General features: G+C 59.5%; 18 protein-coding genes and 4 tRNA genes. 12 read left to right on the top strand and 10 right to left on the bottom strand.

The features are described 5' to 3' along the window. The first annotated feature begins 111 nt into the window (after positions 1-111). The 6 genes from plsY to ACTG2J_RS18915 all read left to right on the top strand — a co-directional run bounded on the left by plsY (position 112) and on the right by ACTG2J_RS18915 (position 2466). A complete protein-coding gene (plsY, locus tag ACTG2J_RS18940; RefSeq protein WP_031227839.1) occupies positions 112-774 on the top strand; it encodes a glycerol-3-phosphate 1-O-acyltransferase PlsY in 663 nt (220 codons plus the stop codon). Between the two features lie 47 nt (positions 775-821). Beyond that, positions 822-897: transfer RNA gene (locus ACTG2J_RS18935), tRNA-Phe, on the top strand. A gap of 52 nt (positions 898-949) precedes the next feature. Continuing rightward, positions 950-1025: transfer RNA gene (locus ACTG2J_RS18930), tRNA-Thr, on the top strand. 3 nt (positions 1026-1028) lie between these two features. After that, a tRNA-Phe gene (locus ACTG2J_RS18925) sits at positions 1029-1104 on the top strand. 8 nt (positions 1105-1112) lie between these two features. Then, positions 1113-1188: transfer RNA gene (locus tag ACTG2J_RS18920), tRNA-Asn, on the top strand. Between the two features lie 105 nt (positions 1189-1293). Beyond that, entirely contained in the window at positions 1294-2466 is a 1173-nt protein-coding gene (locus ACTG2J_RS18915; RefSeq protein ID WP_113740569.1) for a CD0519/CD1768 family membrane protein, read from the top strand. 76 nt (positions 2467-2542) lie between these two features. Here the strand turns inward: ACTG2J_RS18915 and ACTG2J_RS18910 are convergent, their stop codons facing one another. After that, positions 2543-3235, bottom strand: a complete 693-nt coding sequence (locus ACTG2J_RS18910) for a B3/B4 domain-containing protein (RefSeq protein ID WP_107684302.1) — start codon at positions 3233-3235, stop codon at positions 2543-2545. Positions 3236-3680: 445 nt separating this feature from the next. Between ACTG2J_RS18910 and ACTG2J_RS18905 the strand changes: the two genes are divergently transcribed. Further along, positions 3681-4136, top strand: a complete 456-nt coding sequence (locus ACTG2J_RS18905) for a hypothetical protein (protein ID WP_113740570.1) — start codon at positions 3681-3683, stop codon at positions 4134-4136. A 74-nt stretch (positions 4137-4210) separates the two neighbouring features. Here the strand turns inward: ACTG2J_RS18905 and argH are convergent, their stop codons facing one another. The 5 genes from argH to argC form a co-directional block, all read right to left on the bottom strand. After that, positions 4211-5596, bottom strand: a complete 1386-nt coding sequence (gene argH / locus ACTG2J_RS18900; protein WP_113740571.1) for an argininosuccinate lyase — start codon at positions 5594-5596, stop codon at positions 4211-4213. A 210-nt stretch (positions 5597-5806) separates the two neighbouring features. Next, positions 5807-7042 (bottom strand): argininosuccinate synthase, encoded by a 1236-nt coding sequence (locus ACTG2J_RS18895; protein WP_033115910.1) that lies wholly within the window; start codon positions 7040-7042, stop codon positions 5807-5809. A 68-nt stretch (positions 7043-7110) separates the two neighbouring features. Further along, the gene (locus ACTG2J_RS18890) at positions 7111-8022 is read right to left on the bottom strand and encodes an ornithine carbamoyltransferase (protein ID WP_162628465.1); all 912 of its coding nucleotides are present in this window, start codon (positions 8020-8022) and stop codon (positions 7111-7113) included. Positions 8023-8047: 25 nt separating this feature from the next. Further along, positions 8048-8827: an acetylglutamate kinase gene (gene argB / locus ACTG2J_RS18885; protein ID WP_101348150.1), complete on the bottom strand. Its 780-nt coding sequence runs from the start codon at positions 8825-8827 to the stop codon at positions 8048-8050. 22 nt (positions 8828-8849) lie between these two features. Further along, positions 8850-9857: an N-acetyl-gamma-glutamyl-phosphate reductase gene (gene argC, locus ACTG2J_RS18880; RefSeq protein WP_113740573.1), complete on the bottom strand. Its 1008-nt coding sequence runs from the start codon at positions 9855-9857 to the stop codon at positions 8850-8852. 271 nt (positions 9858-10128) lie between these two features. On the opposite strand from argC, the gene argE reads away from it, so the two are divergent. Together argE and ppc are read left to right on the top strand one after the other, a co-directional pair. After that, entirely contained in the window at positions 10129-11274 is a 1146-nt protein-coding gene (argE, locus tag ACTG2J_RS18875; RefSeq protein ID WP_113740574.1) for an acetylornithine deacetylase, read from the top strand. 230 nt (positions 11275-11504) lie between these two features. After that, positions 11505-14138, top strand: a complete 2634-nt coding sequence (gene ppc, locus ACTG2J_RS18870) for a phosphoenolpyruvate carboxylase (RefSeq protein WP_439997779.1) — start codon at positions 11505-11507, stop codon at positions 14136-14138. Between the two features lie 371 nt (positions 14139-14509). Here the strand turns inward: ppc and ACTG2J_RS18865 are convergent, their stop codons facing one another. Then, on the bottom strand, positions 14510-15085 hold the full coding sequence (locus ACTG2J_RS18865) for a hypothetical protein (protein WP_113740576.1): 576 nt from the start codon (positions 15083-15085) through the stop codon (positions 14510-14512). Positions 15086-15310: 225 nt separating this feature from the next. Continuing rightward, positions 15311-15628 (bottom strand): DUF6968 family protein, encoded by a 318-nt coding sequence (locus ACTG2J_RS18860; RefSeq protein WP_113740577.1) that lies wholly within the window; start codon positions 15626-15628, stop codon positions 15311-15313. A gap of 348 nt (positions 15629-15976) precedes the next feature. Between ACTG2J_RS18860 and ACTG2J_RS18855 the strand changes: the two genes are divergently transcribed. Further along, positions 15977-16867 carry a sensor domain-containing diguanylate cyclase gene (locus ACTG2J_RS18855; RefSeq protein WP_113740578.1) on the top strand — a complete coding sequence of 297 codons (891 nt, stop codon included), beginning with the start codon at positions 15977-15979 and terminating at the stop codon, positions 16865-16867. A 471-nt stretch (positions 16868-17338) separates the two neighbouring features. Further along, a complete protein-coding gene (locus ACTG2J_RS18850; protein WP_113740579.1) occupies positions 17339-18613 on the top strand; it encodes an amino acid permease in 1275 nt (424 codons plus the stop codon). A gap of 66 nt (positions 18614-18679) precedes the next feature. On the opposite strand, the gene ACTG2J_RS18845 is transcribed toward ACTG2J_RS18850, so the two are convergent. Further along, a complete protein-coding gene (locus ACTG2J_RS18845; protein ID WP_058056332.1) occupies positions 18680-19318 on the bottom strand; it encodes an exopolysaccharide biosynthesis protein in 639 nt (212 codons plus the stop codon). Between the two features lie 250 nt (positions 19319-19568). Here ACTG2J_RS18845 and ACTG2J_RS18840 point away from each other — a divergent pair, with 250 nt between their 5' ends. After that, on the top strand, positions 19569-20192 hold the full coding sequence (locus tag ACTG2J_RS18840; RefSeq protein ID WP_113740596.1) for an outer membrane beta-barrel protein: 624 nt from the start codon (positions 19569-19571) through the stop codon (positions 20190-20192). Positions 20193-20282: 90 nt separating this feature from the next. Here ACTG2J_RS18840 and ACTG2J_RS18835 read toward each other — a convergent pair whose 3' ends face one another. Beyond that, on the bottom strand, positions 20283-21206 hold the full coding sequence (locus ACTG2J_RS18835; RefSeq protein ID WP_113740580.1) for a GGDEF domain-containing protein: 924 nt from the start codon (positions 21204-21206) through the stop codon (positions 20283-20285). Positions 21207-21368 lie beyond the last annotated feature (162 nt).

Raw genomic sequence — 21368 nt, 5'->3', positions numbered from 1 at the left:
GGATGCTGGCCGGGCAACAGGCTTGCCGAGGCGCTCTGGGTGGGCATGGGCCCATGCCAGCGTATGTGGCCCGCATCATACCCCATTCATATCGTGGTAAAAACGACCAAGATGACGGCCCTGACGATTTTGATGATTATTCTGGCCTACCTGGGTGGTTCACTATCCAGTGCTGTGCTGGTCTCCCGCTGTACCGGTCTGCCCGACCCGCGGGATCATGGCTCCCACAATCCGGGGGCAACCAATGTTCTGCGCCTCGGTGGCCGGATGGCGGCGCTGGTGGTGCTGTTGCTCGATGTGCTCAAGGGCACTGTGCCCGTCTATCTCGCCTGGTATCTGCAGATCAAACCCGTCTACCTCGGCTTTATCGGGGTCGCCGCCTGCCTCGGCCATATGTACCCCATCTTCTTTCATTTTCGTGGTGGCAAAGGGGTGGCGACGGCGCTGGGGACCATGATGCCCATCGGCTTTACCATGGGGGGCGCCGTGATTGGCACCTGGCTGCTGGTGCTGCTGGTGAGCGGCTACTCCTCGCTGGCCTCCATCATTACCGTGCTGCTGACGCCGCTCTTCACCTATCTGCTCAAACCCGAATATACCCTGCCAGTCTCCCTGCTCTCCTGCCTCATTCTGATCCGCCATCACGAGAACATCTCCCGCCTGCTCAAGGGGGAGGAACCCAGAGTCTGGGGGCGAAAACGCGCGGCCTGTGCCGAAGAAGTGGCAGAAATGGACGATGTTGCGCAAAAAAGAGACGAACGAGACAAAAAGTGAAATTTCCCGTTGACCATCCGCCTTAAAATCCGTTTAATAGCGCCCACGCCCAGATAGCTCAGTCGGTAGAGCAGGGGATTGAAAATCCCCGTGTCGGCGGTTCGATTCCGTCTCTGGGCACCAATTTTGGTGCCATGAAATAAAAAATTTGTTCATGCACAATGGTTTAAAGTGTGCCGGCTTAGCTCAGTAGGTAGAGCAACTGACTTGTAATCAGTAGGTCACCAGTTCGATTCCGGTAGCCGGCACCATTTGCCCAGATAGCTCAGTCGGTAGAGCAGGGGATTGAAAATCCCCGTGTCGGCGGTTCGATTCCGTCTCTGGGCACCAATTACAATTCCTCCTTAGTTCAGTCGGTAGAACGGCGGACTGTTAATCCGTATGTCACTGGTTCAAGTCCAGTAGGAGGAGCCAATTCAAAAAGCCCTTGTCGCAAGACAAGGGCTTTTTTCTATTTGGCGCAGCCATTTTTTAACCATAAAAACAACCACACACGCACAGATGAACCGCAGGATAGATATGGAAAATCATGTAGTTATAGAGTCAAAGGGGCGACTTGCCGCCATTAGGAACTGGATGGAACCCGTGCTGGTACTGCTTATTCTTGGCAGCCTGTTCGGTTACCTCGGCAGCCAGATGGGCCTCTCGGCCATGGTCAACACCCTGTTCAATACCGCCCACCAGCTGCTGCTCAATACCGTGCTCTTTATCATGGGGATCACGGTGCTCTCCGGTGCCCTGAGCCAGCTCTTGAGCGAGTTCGGGGTGATCCGCCTGCTGGAAGTACTGCTGGCCCCGCTGATGAAGCCGGTGTTTCGTCTGCCCGGTCGCACCGCGCTGGCGGCGCTGATGACCTTCTTCTCCGACAACCCGGCGGTGATCAGCCTCGCCAAGGACAGCCGCTTTCGCAAAGGCTTCACTCCCTGGCAGCTGGTGTCGCTCACCAACTTCGGTACCGCCTTTGGCATGGGGCTGATCGTGGTGACCTTTATGGCCACCTTGCAGCTGCCGAGCGGTGAATCCACTGCCAGCGCGGCGCTGATCGGGCTGCTCGGCGCTCTGGTGGGCTCGGTGGTCTCTACCCGACTGATGCAGCGGATGATCCGCCCCTTGGTGGGGGAAGTGCTGAACGATGACGCTGTACCGTCCGACGGCCGCAAGGTAGGGGTGACCAAAGAGGCGGCTCCCGGCTGGCTGCGTATCCTCAACTCTCTGCTCGATGGTGGCAAATCTGGCGTGGAGCTGGGGATGGCGGTGATCCCCGGGGTGCTGATCATCAGTACCTTCGTGATGCTGCTCACCTTCGGCCCGGGCGACAAGGGCTATACCGGCGAAGCGTTTCAGGGGGTAGCCCTGCTGCCGGTGCTGGCCGCCAAGGTGAGCTGGCTGTTTGACCTGCTGTTCGGCTTCCAGCAGCCGGAGCTGGTTGCCTTCCCGGCTACCTCGCTTGGTGCGGTCGGTGCCGCCATGTCACTGGTGCCCCCCTTTATCGCCAAGGGGTGGATCACCGGTAACGAGGTCGCGGTGTTTACCGCCATGGGGATGTGCTGGAGTGGCTTTCTGAGCACCCACACCGCCATGCTCGATGCCCTCGGCTATCGCCACCTCACCTCCCGCGCCATTGTCGCCCACACGGTCGGCGGCTTGTGCGCCGGGGTGGCGGCTCACCAGCTCTATCTACTGCTGGGCTGAGCAGGGTGAAAAGAGAGAGGGGCGCTGTGGCGCCCCTCTCTGTATCTATCGGTGACGAGTTGGCTCGTCCTTCTATTTACTCAACATCGCCGAACAGGCTCTGTGTGATCACCGCTTCCGGCATCATCTCCCGCAGTCCGGCGACCAGTTTTTCCCCCGCCTCATGCAGCGCAGCCAGCGGCATCTCGGGCAGGCTCTCCAGAATAAACCACATCTGGCCCGAATCGACACTGAGTCGGGTACGCACACCCTGCCGCCAGTTCCAGCGCCGACAGGTGACCCCCTTGTCATCCCGCCAGACCACCTCGCCGGGTTCCGGAGATTCGTGTGCGGGCTCGCCCCCCTTCATGGTATCGAACTGCTCGCTGCCATCGGCTACCACCAGTCGCGGTAGTCCCTCATAAGCAAGCAGGTTTTCGCCCCCCACCGGAATGGCGTAGCGGATACTGATGGCGTTGTAGAGATCGACCACGGGATCGATGGCGGGCAGGTTGCCGTCGCGGGCGACCCGCTTTCTCAGAGCCTCGGCGGAACAGGGAGTCCGCTGCGGCTTGGCGCCAAATTTTCTGAACAGCTCGCCCCAGGCGGCGAGATGCGCCTCTGCCCACGGCACATCGGCGGTCAGCATGGCGGTGCAGGCTTCATCAAGGGCGCGCGCCCCCACGTTCGGGTCGACCACGGCGGCGGCCTGCACCGTGATGCTCAAAGCGCGAAAGCCGGGAGCCAGCTGGCTGACTTCGGGGGAGATATAGGGGGTGATCAGGGACATAGCGACTCCATAAACGAAAGAGGCAGGGAGAAGGCGGCTGCCGGCCAGCATTGCGGTGACGGCAAATCCGGTTTGAGAGCCATCTTGCGCGAACATATTAGATAAGAAAATTCACATGATCTTAATAGCCATAAGTTTCATGAATGAAAAATGACGTAATCGAGGGGATGGCGGGCATGTACCGGCATATAGCGAAGAGGAGCCCTGCCGCCTCCGGTTTGCTGCGGCAATGCCCCTTTGCCGCTTCGATCTGCAGCGGCAGCCGCTGGCCGCTCGGCTCTCTTGTGATGACCTCAGCCGCAATGCCCACTAACACAAGGCGGCGATTCAAATCACTCGGTGGCTCAATGGGTTGGTTTCGCCCTGTGCTGTTCACTAAATTTTGGCCCCGCTTATGCACTCCTCTTGGCAACACAATCAAGGGTCGTTGTCGCGGAGAGATATCATGATCAGCAGCCTGTTTCCCCTTGCCTCGATCGCCCTCAAGCTGGGTAGCCAGCTGCTTGGCAGCAGTAGCAAACCCCAGCCCGTGCAGCCTGCCGTACAGGAGGAGCACCTCGCCCCGACCGTCCAGAGCCTGTTCCAGCGGCTCGGTATCAAGGAGGCCGATAGCGAACAGAACCGCTCGGCCATCAACCACTTTATGGGGGAGCTGATGCAGACCTTGGGGCAGGAGAATGGTGGCCAATCCCTCCCGGCTGCCATCGACAGCGCCCTCAACCAGCTGGCGAGCGGCACCCAGAGCACCCGCCTCGATGCCCTGCAAAGTGAGCTCGATACCCTCAAGGATTCCCTCGGTGCCAGCCATCTCAACCTCGATCAGCTGCTCGCAGCCTTTAAACAGACCCTGCCCAATGGCAAGGGCGATGGGGTTGGCAAACTGCTTAATGCCAGCGCCTGAACCGCGGTGAGCAATAAAAAACGGCAACCGAGGTTGCCGTTTTGCTTTCAACTTTGGATGACAAGCCGGTTGGCTTAACCCACCCGCTTGGCCAGCCACTGTTCGGCGGCGGTAAGGGCTGTCTCTACCTGCTCGCGGGCGACGCCGCCTTTGGCGACCCGCTTGGCCAGGGTCGCTTCCAGTTCCAAATTGGGGTATACGTCGAACTCGATCACCGGGCTGAAGCGCTGGAACTCGCCGATGGAGAGCTCCTCCAGCGGGCGGCCCACACTGATGGCAAAGACCACGGTTTCGCCGACGATATGGTGCGCTTCACGGAATGGAATCCCCTTGGCCACCAGATAGTCCGCCAGCTCGGTGGCGTTGGCGTAACCCCCCTGCGCCGCCGCCATGGTGCGCTCGCCATTCACCTTCAGATCGATCAGCACCAGCGCCGCCATGTCGAGGCAGTCGTGCCAGGTGTCGAGGGCATCGAACAGTCCCTCCTTGTCTTCCTGCATGTCCTTGTTGTAGGCCAGCGGCAGCGCCTTGAGGCTCATCAGCATGCCCATCTGGGCGCCGACCACCCGGCCGGTCTTGCCGCGGATCAGCTCCAGCGCATCCGGGTTCTTCTTCTGCGGCATCAGCGACGAGCCGGAAGTGACCGCATCGGAGAGCTCGACAAAGCCCGCCTCGCCGGTGTTGTAGAAGATAAGGTCTTCGGCAAAGCGCGACAGGTGGGTCATGGAGAGGGACGCTACGTGCATCAGCTCCACCACGTGATCCCGGTCTGAGACCGAATCCAAGCTGTTGCGGGTGGCAGCGGCAAAGCCCATGTCGAGCGCCAAGGCTTCGCGGTCGATGGCATAGGCAGTGCCCGCCAGCGCGCCGCAGCCGAGCGGGCTGGTGTCGAGACGTTTGAGGGCATCCTGCAGCCGTGAGTAATCCCGCTCCAGCATCTCCACATAGGCCAGCGCCCAGTGGGCGTAGGTGACCGGCTGGGCCCGCTGCAGGTGGGTGTAACCGGGCAGCACCGCAGCCTGATTGACGCGGGCGGAGGCGACCAGCCCCTGCTGCAGGGCGGTGATGGAGCCGAGCAGCAGCTCGCCCTGCGCCTTGCACCAGAGTTTCAGGTCGGTGGCGACCTGATCGTTGCGCGAGCGGCCGGTGTGCAGCTTCTTGCCAAGATCGCCGACGGCGGCGATTAGCTGGCTCTCGACCCAGGAGTGGATATCTTCGGCGTCCGAACTCAGGATCTGTTGGGGATCCTGCTGCACCGAGGCGAGCAGCACCTCCATCGCCTGTTGCAGTTTGCCCTGCTCATCGGCGGTCAATACGCCCACCTTCACCAGCGCTTTGGCCCAGGCCATGGAGCCCTGAATATCCTGCTCCGCCAGCCGGTAATCGAACCGCAGCGAATCGTTGAACTGCTTGAACCGGCTATCGGCTCCCTGACTGAAGCGTCCACCCCAAAGTGCCATACTGCTCTCCTTGAATGCGTTGTCGGCGGCGCCCTGGCCACCGAGCTTGAAATCGTGCCCTGTTTTTCTGCGAGCCTGTTATCTCACAGAAGCGGCCGGGGCGCTGCCGCTTTTGTCACACCCGCCGATGATGGGTCAGGGGCTATGCCCTCTGCCTGTAGAAGAGGGGGCCATGCCCCCTCAACGGAATCAACGGGTTATCGCGCTTGCTTAGCCGTGGGTATGGTCGCCACCGATGGCTTGATGTTGCTCCTTCATGGCGCGGATCCGGCTGGCCAGGGTGTAGAGACGGATAAAGCCTTCGGCATGGCTCTGGTCATACACTTCGTCGGCGCCGAAGGTAGCGAAATCTTCGGAGTAGAGGCTGTTCGGCGACTTCTTCTGCACCGCAGTGACCTGCCCCTTGTACATCTTCAGCACCACTTCACCGTCGAGATCTTCGGCGATGGCGTTGGCAGAGGCGAGGATCGCCTTGCACAGCGGAGTGAACCAGCGACCGTCATAGACCAGGTGGGAGAACTCGGCACCCAGCTTCTCCCGCCAGGCGCGGGTTGGGCGATCCAAGACCAGCTCTTCCACGGCGCGCAGCGCGGCGACCATCACGGTACCGCCCGGGGTTTCATAGCAGCCGCGGGACTTCATCCCCACCATCCGGTTTTCGGTGATGTCGATGCGGCCCACGCCGTGCTTGCCGGCCCGCTCGTTCAGGGTCATCAGGATCTGGTGCGGGCTCAGCGGCTGGTCATCCACGGCCACCACTTCACCCTGCGCCACGGTCAGCTTGACGTACTCCGGCTGATCCGGTGCCTGTTCGGCCGGTACGGTCCACTGCCAGACCGCTTCGGACGGCTCGTTCCAGGTGCTCTCCAGCTCGCCACCCTCGGTGGAGATGTGCCAGGCGTTGGCATCGCGGCTGTAGATCTTCTTCAGGGTCGCCTTGCAGGGAATGTTGCGGGTCTCCAGATAGGAGAGCAGATCTTCCCGGGAGCGCATGTCCCAGATCCGCCACGGGGCAATCACTTTCAGCTGGGGCGCCAGCGCGGCGACCGCGCCTTCGAAACGCACCTGATCGTTACCCTTGCCGGTGCAACCGTGGGAGATGGCATCGGCCCCTTCCGCCAGCGCGGCCTCGACCATCGCCTTGGCGATCACCGGACGGGCCATGGAGGTGCCCAGCAGATAGGTGCCTTCATAGACGGCGCCGGTCTTCAGGGTCGGATAGACGTACTCTTTGACGAACTCTTCCCGCAGATCCTTGATGATGCACTTGGTGGCGCCGGAGGCGATGGCCTTCTGCTCGATCCCTTCCAGATCGTCGCGCTCCTGACCGACGTCGGCCACGAAGGCAATGATTTCGGCATCATAGTGCTCTTTCAGCCAGGGAATGATGGCCGAGGTATCCAGTCCACCCGAGTAAGCCAGTACGATCTTGTTGATTCCGCTCATGTTACTTCTCTCCGTGATGATTCGATGATGATTCAATAAAAGGGTCGTGATTCAGGTTGATTGCCGCGTTACTTGTTGCCGAGAAGGGTCAGCAACACGGCGTTCTGGATATGCATCCGGTTTTCGGCCTCGTCCATGATGAGGGAGGCGGGGCCATCCATCACCTGCGAGGTGATCTCCAGCTCCCGGTGGGCCGGCTGGCAGTGCAGCACATGTGCAATGCCGGTGCGGTCGAGCAGAGCCTGGTTGATCTGGTAAGGCATAAAGAGGTCTTTGACCTGCTCCATCGGGGTGTTGTCACCCATGGAGACCCAGGTGTCGGTGTAGGCCACGTCGAACCCTTCGATATCCGCCACGTCATCGCTGATGTGGATGGTCGCTCCCGACTTGGCCGCCAGTGCCTGCGCCTGCAGGAAGATCTGGGTATCCGGGCCGTGGCCTTTCGGGCAGATCAGGGTGACGTCGGTGCCCAGGGTCGCCCCCAGCAGCAGCAGAGAGTGGCTGACGTTGTTGCCATCACCGAGGTAGGCAAGCTTCACCTTCGACAGGTCGTCGTAGTGCTCGGCAATGGTCATAAAGTCGGCCAGCCCCTGACAGGGGTGGTAGAGGTTGCACAGGCTGTTCACCACCGGCACTGTGCCGTGCGCTGCCAGCTCGACCAGGGTCTGGTGATCGAACACCCGGGCGACGATGGCATCACACCAGCGCGACAGGTTGGCGGCGAAATCTTTCACCGACTCCCGCTTGCCCAGCGCGCCGTTCTGCTGATCCAGATAGACGCTGTGGCCGCCCAGTTTGGCGATGCCGATGTCGAAGGTGACCCGGGTACGCAGGGAGGGTTTCTCGAACAGGGTGACCACGCTCTTGCCGGCCAGCGCCTGACTGTACTTCTTCGGGTCGGCCTTGACCGCTTTACCCAGCGCAATCAGCGCTTCAATCTGGGCTTTGTTCAGATCACTGTCTTTCAGAAGATGTTGCATCGGATGTTCCTTGTTCCGGTGGAGATCAAATGGCCACTTGGGTGCCGACCGCGCCGCCAGCCAGCAGCTTGAGCAGCTGATCCGGGTAGCGCCAGCTGGCGACACAGACCGGTTTGCCGAGAGTCTCGGCGGCGTGCAGGGCCGCTTCTACCTTGACCGCCATGCCGTCGCGGATCACCCCTTTCTCCATCAGATCCAGTGCGGTCAGCTTGTCGAGCTGGGGCACCAGCTTGCCCTTGCCATCCAGGATGCCGCTCACGTCGGAGAGCATCACCAGATCGGCACCGAGCGCCTCGGCAATGGCAGTGGCAGCCTGATCCGCGTTGACGTTCATCAGTTGCCCGTCGGCTGTGATGCCGATGGAGCTCACCACCGGCAGGAAGCCCTGACCGAGGATGCCCGCCACCAGTGCCGGGTTGCCCGGCTTGCACTCGCCGACTGCGCCGAGATCCGGGTCGAGCTGGGTCACCTGACACAGGCCGCCATCTGCCAGACAGAGCCCCACCGCCGGAATGCCGGTGGCGATTGCCTTGGCCATCATCTGCTTGTTGGCGGTCCCTGCCAGCGCACCGGCAATAAAGGGGATCTGCTCGAACGGGGTCACCCGCAGGCCGTTCTTCTTGGTAGAGGTGAGACCCAGCCCCTTGAGCAGGTCATCCACCAGACAGCCACCGCCGTGCACCAGCACCAGCGGACGGTGCTGATCGTCGAGAAAGGTTTTGAGGGTAGCGAACAGGGCGGTCAGCGCCTCGTCGTTCTCGATAAGGGCGCCGCCCAGCTTGATTACCAACGTCTGTTTGTCCATGTTCGAGATCCTTCCTAAGTCCTTAAATCAGGCCGGTGGCCGGTTCAAATCCGAATTTGATATTTATGCACTGAATGGCTTGCGAGGCTGCGCCCTTGAGCAGGTTGTCGATGGCAGAGACCACCACCAGCATGTTGCCCTGCTGTTGCCAGGCGATATCGCAGTAAGGGGTGTTTGCCACACCGCGAATAGAGGGCATCTGGCCGGTGAGGCGCACCAGCGGCTTGCCTTCATAAGCCTTGAGGAAGGCCTGATCCACCTGGGTGGGGGTGACGCCGTCCGCCAGCTGCACATAGATGGTGGCCAGAATGCCGCGCACATAGTTGCCAAGGTGGGGCTGGAACAGCACCTCCTTGCCGAGGTGATGGCTGATCTCCGGCTGGTGTCTGTGATTGAAGGTGCCGTAGGGATTGAGGCTCACTTCGCAGAAGCTGGTGTTGATGGCTGCCTTGCGCCCGGCGCCGGAAACCCCGGAGACGGCGTTGATGATGGGCTGCCAACCCTTGGCAATCAGGCCATCCTGCTGCAGCGGCTTGAGCGCGCAGAGGGAGGCGGTCGGGTAGCAACCCGGCACCGCAATCAGCTGGGCAGTGGCGATGGCATCGGCATTCCACTCGGCCAGACCGTAGGCGGCCTGATCCAGCCACTGTTCGCTGTCGTGGGTGAAGCCGTAGAAGCTGTCGTAAAAGCCCTGATCCTTGACCCGGAAGGCGCCGGAGAGATCGAACACCGGCAGCCCCTTGGCGAGAAACTTGGGTGCCAGCTCGGCGCTCACCTCGTGGGCGGTAGCTAGCAGCACCAGATCGGCCTGGGTCAGGATCCGGGTCATGCCATCCTCGTCCAGCGGCAACAGCGGCTGATCGAGGGCACCGACCCACTGGGGATGCAGGGAAGAGAAGCGCTTGTGGGCATCCTGACTGCCGGCGGAGACATAGAGGCCGAACAGCTTGAGTTGTGGATGGTTCTGTACCAGTGCGGCCAGTTCGGCTCCCGCGTAGCCACTGGCACCGACGATAACGGTGTTAAGCATGTTGAATATTCCAAGTCAGAGTTCGAGATTCACAGCATGACGCTGCAGTGCGCAAGGGTGTTCGATCGCCCCTTTGCACAAGTGCGGAGGGGCAATTCAGGCGGGTGTGTGTCGTCGGTTATAGATCAGGTGACAGAACATTAACTTTCCCTTACAACTAGAAGCCTTTGTTGATGAGCCAGATATTCAGGTAAAATTGCAGAATATTCATGCACTCACTTTGCATTTGTATTTTCTAACAGAAACATTCCGGGGACGCAAGGAGGAGCTGATGGCCAATCTGGATTTTTTTTCACTTTATAAGAATATTATTGCGATTCCCTCTATCAGCAGCACGGATCCCAAATGGGATCAGAGCAACGAGGCGGTGATCCGGCTGCTGGCCGACTGGTTCGGTCAGCTCGGTTTTCAGTGCGAGGTAACGGCGCTCCCCGACCTGCCGGGCAAGTTCAATCTGGTGGCGACGATTGGTCAGGGGGAGGGCGGTCTGCTGCTGGCGGGCCACACCGATACGGTGCCGTTTGATGAAGGAGGGTGGAGCAAGGATCCCTTCAAGGTGACCGAAGAGGGCAGCCGTCTCTATGGCCTCGGCACCATCGACATGAAGGGCTTCTTCGCCTTTATCGTCGAGGCGCTCAAAGATATTGACCTCACCAAGCTGACCAAGCCGCTGCGCATTCTCGCCACTGCCGACGAAGAGACCACCATGGCGGGGGCCCGTGCCATCGCCGCCGCAGCCGATCTCAAACCCGACTACGCCGTGATTGGCGAGCCGACCGGACTGGTGCCGGTGGTGGCCCACAAGGGACACATGTCGGAGGCGATCCGCATTACCGGCAAGAGTGGTCACAGCTCGGATCCCGCCAACGGCGTCAACGCCATGGAGATCATGCACAAGGCGATGGGGCAGGTGCTGCGCTTGCAGCAGGATCTGAAAGATCGCTACGCCGACCACCGCTTTGCCGTGCCGCAGCCGACCCTGAACCTGGGTTACATTCAGGGCGGTGACAGCCCGAACCGCATCTGCGGCTGCTGCGAGCTGCATATCGACCTGCGGCCCACTCCGCAGGTGGGGCCTGACGAGCTGATGGGAATGCTCAAAGAGGCGCTGTCACCCATCGAGATCCACCAGCCGGGCTGCTTGCATCTGCAACATCTGCACGAGCCCATTCCCGCCTACGCCTGCGCCGACGACTCTGTGCTGGTGCGCGAAGCTGAGAAGGCGAGCGGTCGCGCCGCCGAGTCGGTCAACTACTGCACCGAGGCGCCGTTTATCCAGCAGCTTGGCTGCGAGACCATCGTCATGGGCCCCGGCCATATCACCCAGGCGCACCAGCCGGATGAGTATCTCGACCTCTCCTTCGTCAAGCCCACCACTTCAGTGTTGCAGCACCTGATCAGACGTTTTTGCCTGTAGCGGCGGCAGTGAAAGGAGCGTAAAACTGTAAGAAAGTTACATAACAAGCCGGTTGTGGAGTGGTGACGGAAATACATGTTCTGAATCGGCCTGTTATTTGACCTTGCGCAGACAATCTGGGTAGATTGTCACCCTAAGATGACGGAGCATATGTTGTAATCGCACAACAATAAGTGAGGCTGTCATGCACCCCGGATGGGTGTCAGGCACCAACAAGATAAGGATGTGGAATGAACGAAAAGTACGCCGCACTACGCGCCAACGTAGGCATGCTGGGTCAGCTGCTGGGTAAATCCATCAAGGATCATCAGGGTCAGGCCTTTCTCGACAAGATCGAAACCATTCGCCAATTGGCCAAGTCCTCCCGCAAGGGCAATGAATCAGACCGGGAGCGTCTGCTCGATACCCTGCGCACCCTGAGCGATGATGAACTGCTGCCGGTGGCTCGCGCCTTCAGCCAGTTCCTCAATCTCGCCAACGTGGCGGAACAGTTCCACACCATCTCCCGTCGCTGCGAAGAGCAGGTCTGCACCCCGGATCCGCTGGAGCAGATGTTCGACAAACTGAAAGCCTCCAACCTGTCCCAAGAGGCGATCATTCAAGCCGTGCGCGAGCTGGATATCGATCTGGTGCTGACCGCTCACCCGACCGAGGTGACTCGTCGCACTCTGATCCACAAGCATGTGCAGCTCAACGACTGCCTCGAGGCGCTGGAGCTCTCCGACCTGCTGCCCCGCGAGCGGGACAAGATCCTCAATCGCATCGAACAGCTGATCAATCAGGCATGGCACACCAACGAGATCCGTGAACAGCGCCCGACTCCGGTCGACGAGGCCAAGTGGGGCTTTGCGGTGGTTGAAAACAGCCTGTGGCCAGCCATTCCCGAATTCATGCGCAATCTGGACGAGCGGCTGCAACACCATCTGGGTGTGCGACTGCCGCTGGATGCCGCGCCGGTCAAGTTCACCTCCTGGATGGGCGGTGACCGCGACGGCAACCCCTTCGTCACCGCCAAGGTGACGGCCGAAGTGCTCGAGCTGAGCCGCTGGATGGCGGTGAGCCTGTTCTACAAAGACATCAAGGAGCTCACCTCCGAGCTCTCCATGTCCGACTGTACCGACGCCGTGCGCGCCCGGGTTGGCGATCACCCCGAGCCCTACCGTGCGCTGGTGCGCGAGCTGCGTGAAGCGCTGCGCGAAACCAAGGAGCACCTCACCGCCAAGGTGCAGGGTCAGGTGAGCGAGAGCCGGGATCTGGTCAAGACCACCGCCCAACTGCGTGAACCGCTGGAGCTCTGCTACCACTCCCTGCACGCCTGCGGCATGGGCAACATCGCCGACGGCATGCTGCTGGACGTGCTGCGCAAGGTCGCCTGCTTCGGTATCCATCTGGTCAAGCTGGATATCCGTCAGGATGGCGAGCGCCACGGGCTGGTCTTCTCCGAACTGACCCGTTACCTCGGCATGGGTGACTACGCCGAGTGGAGTGAAGATGACAAGCAGGCCTTCCTGCTCAATGAACTGAACTCCCGTCGCCCGCTCATTCCCCACGACTGGGAGCCGAGCGCCGAGGTGCGCGAGACGCTGGATACCTGTCAGGTCATCGCCGAGCACGACCCCGATGCGTTCGGTATCTACATCATCTCCATGGCCGGTGCGCCGTCTGACGTGCTGTCGGTGCAACTGCTGCTCAAGGAGGCGGGCTGCAAGTTCCGCATGCCGGTCGCCCCGCTGTTCGAGACTCAGGATGACCTGATGGCAGGCACCGCCGTGATGGATCGTCTGCTGTCGGTTGACTGGTATCGCGGCTACATTCAGGGCCGCCAGTACGTGATGATCGGTTACTCCGACTCCGCCAAGGATGCGGGCATGATGGCCGCCGGCTGGGCCCAGTACGCCGCCATGGAGTCGCTGGTGGGGCTGGCCGAAGCCAACAACATCCGCCTCACCCTGTTCCATGGCCGTGGCGGTACCGTCGGTCGTGGCGGTGCGCCGGCCCATCAGGCAATCCTCTCCCAGCCGCCGGGATCCCTGCGCGGCGGTCTGCGTACCACCGAACAGGGGGAGATGATCCGCTTCAAGTTCGGCCTGCCGAAAGTGGCGATCCAGAGCCTCAACCTTTACACCAGCGCCGTGCTGGAAGGGAACCTGCTGCCGCCGCCCAAGCCGAAAGAGTGCTGGCGCGAGGTGATGGAGCAGCTGGCCGCCGACTCCTGCGATCACTACCGCAGTATCGTGCGCGGTCATCCGGACTTCGTCCCTTACTTCCGTGCCGCCACCCCGGAGATGGAGCTCGGCAAGCTGCCGCTCGGCTCCCGTCCCTCCAAGCGCAAGCCCAACGGCGGCGTCGAGAGCCTGCGCGCCATTCCGTGGATCTTCGCCTGGACTCAGAACCGGCTGATGCTGCCGGCCTGGCTCGGTGCCCACAAGGCGCTGCAGCAGGCGATCGACGGCGGCAAGCTGGCGGTGCTGGAAGAGATGAGCGCCCAGTGGCCCTTCTTCCGCACTCGCCTCGAGATGCTGGAGATGGTGTTCCTCAAAGCTGATGTCTGGCTGGCCGAATACTACGACACCCGTCTGGTGCCGCAGGAGTTGTGGGGCCTTGGTAAACAGCTGCGTCAGGAGCTCGCCGAATCCATCGAGGTGGTGCTGAAACTGAGCCCGCGCGGGGATCTGCTGGAGGATCAGCCGTGGATCAAGGAGTCCATCAAGCTGCGCAACCCCTACACCGACCCGCTCAACGTGCTGCAGGCCGAGCTGCTCAACCGCTCCCGCAACCACCCGGAGACCCTGCATCCCGAGCTGGACAAGGCGCTGATGGTCACCATCGCCGGTATTGCCGCAGGGATGCGTAATACGGGTTGATAAATATTACCAAACAGGCCTTAAATAAAAAGAGCGCATAATATGCGCTCTTTTTATGGCTAGTTTATTTTGTCAGCTTCATTTAAATAGAGAGTTTTAAATCATCCTGAAAACTAATGGCTGGATGTAGAAAATTATATAGCAACCTAGTATTGCATCATCACAACGCACCAGAGTAGAACGATAGTTAGCCTTTAAAATAACTGTAAATACAATAAAGGTTAAATATATCCAGGCTGAGAAAGTGCCCGAGAAATAATTAAATAGTATTGAACCGCTTGAAATTAGTAGCAATGCAATTCGATGGGCAAGGTTGTTGCTTAAAAGAAAGGGTGCTACAACGGCCGCTATCAATGTGACGATCATCATCACTAGTGACATGAGGCACAGCCACCGCTTGCTGCCAGGCCAGCACTGCCTGAAGCCATCATGCCTGCGACACCACTTCCCATGATGGGGCTTAACCTACCGGTAACGGCACCACCAAATGCACCTGCAGCAATCTCTCTCATGCTGGCATCAGGATTGTTGGCAATGACGCCCATCGCCCCCATAACGGCCCCGCCGCCTGCCCATACCAATGCGGGTGCCGCTCTCTTGTTACGCTTGCTTTCATTTATATCTCTTATCACGATAAAGCTATCGTGCTCTATGCTGATAACTACCTTGGTTGAATTTGCGATTGTTGATATGGTATCGACATCAACAAATTCACCAGGGTATATAACAGTTGGATTTGAATTTTTGTCTTCTATTTCAATGTATCGACTCGAAAGGTTTACCACCGTGATGTTTTCTTTGTTGAAATTGATGCAATACTTTCCATCGGCATTAATAGAGTAATGTTCACCAGCGTGTAGTGTGTTGCAGTTACTCAATGGGCAAGTATTGGCATTGGCACTTGAAATACTGCACAGCAATAATGCTGTGGCTAAACAGAGCTTCATCCACTATCTCTAGAGTGGTTCATTTGGAAATCAACTATTGATTAAATGAGAATTGTTGTCAATTGTTTTTTGGGTGCATGCTATTGATTTAATTGTCAAATTTTCTAACAGTACCCTTGGCATTGCGGGTTGTGGGGCAGCACTTGCCTATGATGAGCTCGTTGTAGATGAAAGGGATATTGTGGGAGCTGGGCTGCACCTCATGCTCCCTGAGTTGACCTTGGGCTAGAGCGCCGGGAAGTAGCAGGCGCTCATGTCGATGGGGTGATCGGGGCAGCCGGGCAGATAGAACTGCCAGCCCGCATCGGAGAAAGCTCGCAGCTCGGTTTCGACAAACTTGATGGCGAGGCTCAGGGCCTGCAGGCTGTCGATGCCGTAGATAAAGGTCTTGTCGCTCAGCCCCGCCAACTTCACCTTGCAGCGCCAGTCACCGCTGGCGGACTTGGGATCCGGCTCGGGGGCCTTGATGGCGATTTTGAGGACGAGCTGTTCCCCTTCGGTGCTGATGGCGTCGAAGCGGGCGTTAACGATGGCGTTTTTCATCTGGCGATTCCTTTTCCGTGGTACAGCCCCTGCGGTTGCGGGTGGCTGGCTCCCTGATGGCTGATGAGGTGAAAACTGGACTCAGGACGGCCAGCGTAAATGAACTTGTGAGTTGAAACAATGGGATATGCGCGACCGGGGGAGGGGGCTTTCGCCGCCGTGAGCGAGCGCAGTGGCGGGAGTTGCAACGCGCTGGCCACCTGTGGTGGCCGAGAGGCTGGCAGGCTGCTAGATGTAAAGGATTGTTGGCTGTGGCCGCAGATTTTTCTGCGCTGCCGATGAGGGCGCGTGAGTCCTCTTGAGGCAGAATATCTCCCCCCTGTTTGACGCTGAAGTACAGGAGTCTCAGTGGCGCTTTCGGTAACCCAGCTTTATGAAGTGATGGCCCAGCTGCCAGATCCCGTCTTTATCCTCAGTGAAGATGGCTATTACGTGGAATATATCGGCGGCATGGAGCAGCAATCCTATCACGACGGTAATCCGCTGGCGGGCAAGCAGTTGGCAGATGTGCTGCCACCCGAGATGGCCATGTGGGTCAAGGCGCAGGTAGCCGAATCGCTGGCGAGCGGTCAGGTGCGAGTGGTGGAGTATGAGCTCTCAGCAGCCGAGGTGGGGGGGATCAATGCCGCCGCCGGGCCGCAAGGGATACAGCGTTTTGAGGGCAAGATTGCGCCGCTGCCCTCCCTCTATGACGGCAAGCGGGCGGTGGCCTGGGTGACCCGCAATATCACCCGCCAGTACGAGTTGCAGCAGCGACTGCTGCGCCAGAGTGAAACCGACCAGCTGACCGGCCTCTACAACCGCCGTTTCTTCTTCGAGCACTGCCAGCAGGTGAGGGGCAGCGAGGCCCCCTGCGGCTTGCTTATGCTCGATATCGATCACTTCAAGCAGCTCAACGATCACTACGGCCATCAGCAGGGAGATCGGGCCTTGCAGCGCTTTAGTTGTTGTATCGATGCCCTGTTGCGGGCGGATGACCTCTTTGTGCGCAGCGGTGGCGAGGAGTTTCTGATCTTGCTGCCGCGGATCGATGAAGCCGGTTTGCTGCAGATGGCGGAGCAGATCCGTGCCGCCGTCGAAGCGCTGCCTGCCGATCCGGTCGCCATCACGGTCAGTCTGGGCACAACTCTGGTGCAGCCGGAGGAGGAGATCAATCAGGCGCTGGCTCGGGCCGACGAGTGGCTCTATCGGGCCAAGCGGGCAGGCCGCAACCGGGTGGCGCACTGCCCGGCAGGTTGAAAGTGCCGCCCCGGCCGCTGTCGGAAATAGCCTGCGCTTTTACCCTGAATAAATTGGCTGACATCACTGTCAATTAGTAGAAAAGTTGGCCGTATTATTTAACTCATATTCCACAGCTTAAGGTGTTAATATTATCGGCCTGATCGCTGGTCTTATTTATGTTGTTGGGCAACAGCATGAGGTTTTATCGGTATGTTATCAAACAGGTTTGAATCGGGTTTTGGGTGACGAATGTGATACATCCTGTTGTCTTTTGAAACATTCCGATTCAAACAGTCATGAATTATTAACCTTGACCCGGATTGCGATTTCAACGATGGTAGCGTGGCAGTTCCGTTTCTCTCCGGTGGCCCTGTTGGCCGCTGGCGGCGTTGTTTTTTCATGTGCATGGCGATATGCAACGACATATCTCCAGCCTGTTATTCGGGCCAATAAAAATAATGATGACAGATTAATAAGGTATATATTGCAATGAGTGTTTCTATTGCTGAAAAGAGTAACCCTGTTTCAAAATTGAAATGGGAGAAAAGCGATTCGGTATGGACCATGGGCCTATATGCCACTGCTGTCGGTGCCGGTACGTTATTTCTCCCTATTACGGTTGGCAGTAATTCCCCGGTTATTTTGCTGTTTATTTTATTGCTGGCTTTTCCGCTCTCTTATTATTCCCACCGGGCATTGAGCCGCTTTGTGCTCTCCAGCTCCCATCGGGAAGGGGATATCACCCATGTGGTGGAGGAGCACTTCGGTGCCAAGGCGGGCAAACTGCTGATGCTGGTCTATCTGATGGCCTTCTACCCCATCATTCTGGTCTACAGCATCTCCATCACCAACGCGATCCAGAGCTTCGTTGTTCACCAGCTGGGGGATGCCGAGCTTCCGCGCGGCTTGCTGGTGCTGGGGGTGATGCTGGGCCTGCATCTGGTGCTGCTGGCTGGCAAACAGATCGTGGTATCGGCAATCAGCGTGCTGGCACTGCCGATGGTTGCCTTTCTGATTGGCCTCTCCATCTATCTGCTGCCCCAGTGGAGCCTCTCCTATTTCAGCGAGAGCCAGGCGGTGGATTGGCGGGATCCGGCGTTCTGGAAATCACTCTGGCTGATCGTGCCGGTGATGGTGTTCTCCTTCAGCCATGCGCCCATTATCTCCTCCTTCAGCGCGGCGCAGAAAAAGCGCTGTCAGGAGAGTGCCGACCTGCGTGCCAAGCGGATCATCAAGTGCAGCAGCATGCTGATTTGCGGCAGCGTGCTCTTTTTCGTGGTGAGCTGCGTGATGAGTCTGAGTCAGGCCGAGATGGCGCTGGCCCGCACCGACAATATCTCCGTGCTGTCGGCGCTGGCGAACAAGTTCTCCAATCCGCTGATCGCCTATGTGGGGCCACTCATCGCCATTCTGGCCATGTCCAAATCTTTCCTAGGCACCTCCATGGGGGTGAGCGAGGGGACGGTGAGCATGGTGAGCGGTGCCTGTCAGGGGCTGGGGCTCTCCCTCAAGGAGTCAACCATCGCCCGGGTGTCATCGGTGATCCTGTTTATGGTGACCGCCGTCATCACCTATCTGAATCCCAATGTGCTCGACATCATCGAGCGCGTCAGTGGCCCGCTGATCGCGGTGATCCTGTTTCTGCTGCCGGCCTGCTCCATCTATCGCTTGCCCGCACTCAAGCGTTATCGCGGGCCGAGTACCCTTTTTGTGTTGGTGATGGGGCTGCTTGCCATCTCGGCCCTTATCTACGATCTGCTTTGACCGGGCGGTATCCCGCACAAATCAAAAAGGGCGACCATCTGGTCGCCCTTTTTCTGTGCATCGGGGTTAGCCGAGCAGGCCGCTGGCACTCTGGCCCGCCATCAGCAAGCCGATGGCCAGCACGCTGAACCAGACCAGGGTTGCGCTTACCAACAGATAGCCGCTGGCGACGAACAGACCGTCCCGCTGCAACATGCCGGTGGCCAGCAGCAGGATGGCCCAGGCAGGCATGGCGTTGGTGAAGGGGATGGCGCCCAAGGGCAGCATCAGCAGCAGGGCGGCCAGCATGATCAGCAGGCCGTTGCAGCGGTTGACCGTGTTGCTGCCGGTCAGCACCAGCAGGCGCGGGCGGATAACGCGATCGACCCGGGCCAGCAGATCTGCCCCCTTGTGCAGGGTCGGCTTGAGCTGGTCGGCGGCGAAGCGACGCTCCATCAGCATGGCGGGCAGCCAGGGCACCCGATTGAGGGTGATGCCGATGCCGATAAAGAGGATCAGCAGGCCAAACGGGGTGCTGACCCCGGGAATGGAGACCGGCAGCAGGAAGGGGACGGTGAGCAGCACGCAAAACAGCAGCATGCCCTGCTCGCCCACCAGCGCGAGCATCTGGCGCAGGCTGATGTGGCTCTCGTCGATGGCATGCGCGGTGGCCCGCAGGGTATCCGCGAGGGTAGTTTTGGGGTCGTTGAGTTGCGCGGCAACCATTCCCTGATGTCCTTTTGAGTAGTGATAACGGGCCCCGATGACCCGATTTGGCGCCAGCATACGTGGCAGAGGTTAACCGTCGATGAATGGTGGCGGGGCGCGTAACTGCGCCAGTGGTGCGGTTCGGCAGGGGTTCAGGCGAGGGGGAAATCCCGCGATGAAAGTGATCCGGTACAGCCGCCGTTTAGGATGGGCCTAGGATGCCTCTGGTAGGCTTTCTGCACAATCATACAGGGAGCAGGGGATGATGATGAAGAGAGCCGGGATAGTGATGATGGGGCTGTTGCTGCCACTGGGGCCGGTCTGGAGTGCCGAGGGCGCGACCACATCCGGTTGGCAGGTGACGCCGTTTTTTGGCTACAGCTCAGCCATCGACTTCGAGAAGAGTGACGATGTGGTGCAGCCGGTGCCGCTTTCTGCATCGTTTGATTCACTGCAGGGACAGGGCTCCGGCAGCTGGGGCCTCTTTATCAGCAAGGAGGTGGATGATCCCGGCATGATCGAGCTGCTCTACAGCCACCAGTCCACCACCCTCTCTCCCGACCAGCCGGATCGCCTGACGGTGGACACCCTGCACTTTGCCGGTGCGCTTACTCTCTCTGACAACCTGATGGCGCCCTATATCGGCGCCGGGATCGGGGTGACCCGCTTTGCCGCCTACGACAGCGAGGTGACTCCTTCCATGTCGCTGGCGCTTGGGGTGCAACCGCGCCTCGCCGAGCATCTGGCCCTGCGGGCCGAGGTGCGCGGCTATGGTTCGCTGGTTAACGACAACAACCAGTTTCTCTGCAACCCGGAGCAGTGCGTGTTCAAGGTGCGCGGGGAGCTGGTAACCCAGTGGCAGGCCAATATCGGTCTTACCTTCCGCTTTTAGGCGGGGGGATTTTCCCTATGAAACAGGGACCCTTTGGCCCCTGTTTCAGCAGCAATGTTTCGCTGTGATCGGCAATCAATCGGTAGCTCTTCACGTCTCTTTGTTAGTCGGCGTCGCCCATACCGCGCAGTTTCTGCCCGCCTCCTTGGCGCCATAAAGCGCCTGATCCACCCGTTTGAACAGCGAGACGGCCGGTTCCCCGGGCTCGCGGATCCCCACTCCCAGGCTGACCGTCATGGTATGGGCCGGGTCGGGGGCTATGGTGCGGGTCGCAGTGAGCAGGGTGTTGGCCAGTTGCTGCAGCTCGGCTTCGTGGGCGACGGGCAGCAGCATGGCAAACTCTTCACCCCCGACACGGGCCGCCAGCGCACCGGGCGGGCAGTGCTGTTGCAACAGCTCGCCAAACTGCTGCAACACCCGATCCCCGATATCGTGGCCGTAGTTGTCATTGATCACCTTGAAGTGATCCAGATCCAGCAGGATGAGGGCGTGGCAAATCCCCTGCTCCAGAAACAGCTGCTGATGAAAGTAGCGCCGGTTTGGCAGCCGGGTCAGATCGTCGAACAGTGCCTGTTGTCTGAGCTGGGTATTGATGTGGAAGAGGTGGTGCATGGTGCTCAGGATGCCGATGCTGCTGAGCAGGATGCCGCTGGAGCGCAGCAGATCCTCGGCATAGATGGCGAGCCAGAGTGGCTGCGCCACCAGTTCATCCATGATGTCGGCGGTGGCCCCCATGATCCACAACATCAGACCGCAGGAGAGCATGCGGTAGGTATGGGTGGGCAGGTGGGCGCACTGCACCACCCAGAACAGGAACAGCATGGTGAGCCAGTTGATCACCTCGAAGCCAAAGCTGACGGCGTAAAAGCGTTCGTAGGGGAAGTGGGGCAGCAGCAACAGATGAAGGGCCATGATGGCCAGCATCACTATCCCCAGCAGCGCGATGTGGGCGCGATGCTCCCGGTCGAGATGACGGTAGTGGGAGAGGCTGATGTCGAGACGATCGAACTGCATGGTGTTCCTCGGATTGGGCCTGCCATCAGGTTGCAAACAAGAGGCTGCGTAATGGCATGCCGTGGTCGGATAACAGGAAACGGCTGGTCTGTCAGTGTAAACGAGCGGGCCCGCAGCGCGCGATATCGATGACGTCAGCTTGTGGACTGGCTCAGGGTTTGC

The organism is Aeromonas sp. 6P, from assembly GCF_051919525.1.
Taxonomy (GTDB): domain Bacteria; phylum Pseudomonadota; class Gammaproteobacteria; order Enterobacterales; family Aeromonadaceae; genus Aeromonas; species Aeromonas veronii.
Note: the sequence above shows the minus strand (reverse complement) of the source record. Positions and strands in the feature narration are given on the sequence as shown.

Coding starts and splice junctions, on each gene's coding strand:
- plsY (WP_031227839.1), top strand. CDS start 112: ATGACGGCCCTGACGATTTTGATGATTATTCTGGCCTACCTGGGTGGT.
- ACTG2J_RS18915 (WP_113740569.1), top strand. CDS start 1,294: ATGGAAAATCATGTAGTTATAGAGTCAAAGGGGCGACTTGCCGCCATT.
- ACTG2J_RS18910 (WP_107684302.1), bottom strand. CDS start 3,235: ATGTCCCTGATCACCCCCTATATCTCCCCCGAAGTCAGCCAGCTGGCT.
- ACTG2J_RS18905 (WP_113740570.1), top strand. CDS start 3,681: ATGATCAGCAGCCTGTTTCCCCTTGCCTCGATCGCCCTCAAGCTGGGT.
- argH (WP_113740571.1), bottom strand. CDS start 5,596: ATGGCACTTTGGGGTGGACGCTTCAGTCAGGGAGCCGATAGCCGGTTC.
- ACTG2J_RS18895 (WP_033115910.1), bottom strand. CDS start 7,042: ATGAGCGGAATCAACAAGATCGTACTGGCTTACTCGGGTGGACTGGAT.
- ACTG2J_RS18890 (WP_162628465.1), bottom strand. CDS start 8,022: ATGCAACATCTTCTGAAAGACAGTGATCTGAACAAAGCCCAGATTGAA.
- argB (WP_101348150.1), bottom strand. CDS start 8,827: ATGGACAAACAGACGTTGGTAATCAAGCTGGGCGGCGCCCTTATCGAG.
- argC (WP_113740573.1), bottom strand. CDS start 9,857: ATGCTTAACACCGTTATCGTCGGTGCCAGTGGCTACGCGGGAGCCGAA.
- argE (WP_113740574.1), top strand. CDS start 10,129: ATGGCCAATCTGGATTTTTTTTCACTTTATAAGAATATTATTGCGATT.
- ppc (WP_439997779.1), top strand. CDS start 11,505: ATGAACGAAAAGTACGCCGCACTACGCGCCAACGTAGGCATGCTGGGT.
- ACTG2J_RS18865 (WP_113740576.1), bottom strand. CDS start 15,085: ATGAAGCTCTGTTTAGCCACAGCATTATTGCTGTGCAGTATTTCAAGT.
- ACTG2J_RS18860 (WP_113740577.1), bottom strand. CDS start 15,628: ATGAAAAACGCCATCGTTAACGCCCGCTTCGACGCCATCAGCACCGAA.
- ACTG2J_RS18850 (WP_113740579.1), top strand. CDS start 17,339: ATGAGTGTTTCTATTGCTGAAAAGAGTAACCCTGTTTCAAAATTGAAA.
- ACTG2J_RS18845 (WP_058056332.1), bottom strand. CDS start 19,318: ATGGTTGCCGCGCAACTCAACGACCCCAAAACTACCCTCGCGGATACC.
- ACTG2J_RS18840 (WP_113740596.1), top strand. CDS start 19,569: ATGAAGAGAGCCGGGATAGTGATGATGGGGCTGTTGCTGCCACTGGGG.
- ACTG2J_RS18835 (WP_113740580.1), bottom strand. CDS start 21,206: ATGCAGTTCGATCGTCTCGACATCAGCCTCTCCCACTACCGTCATCTC.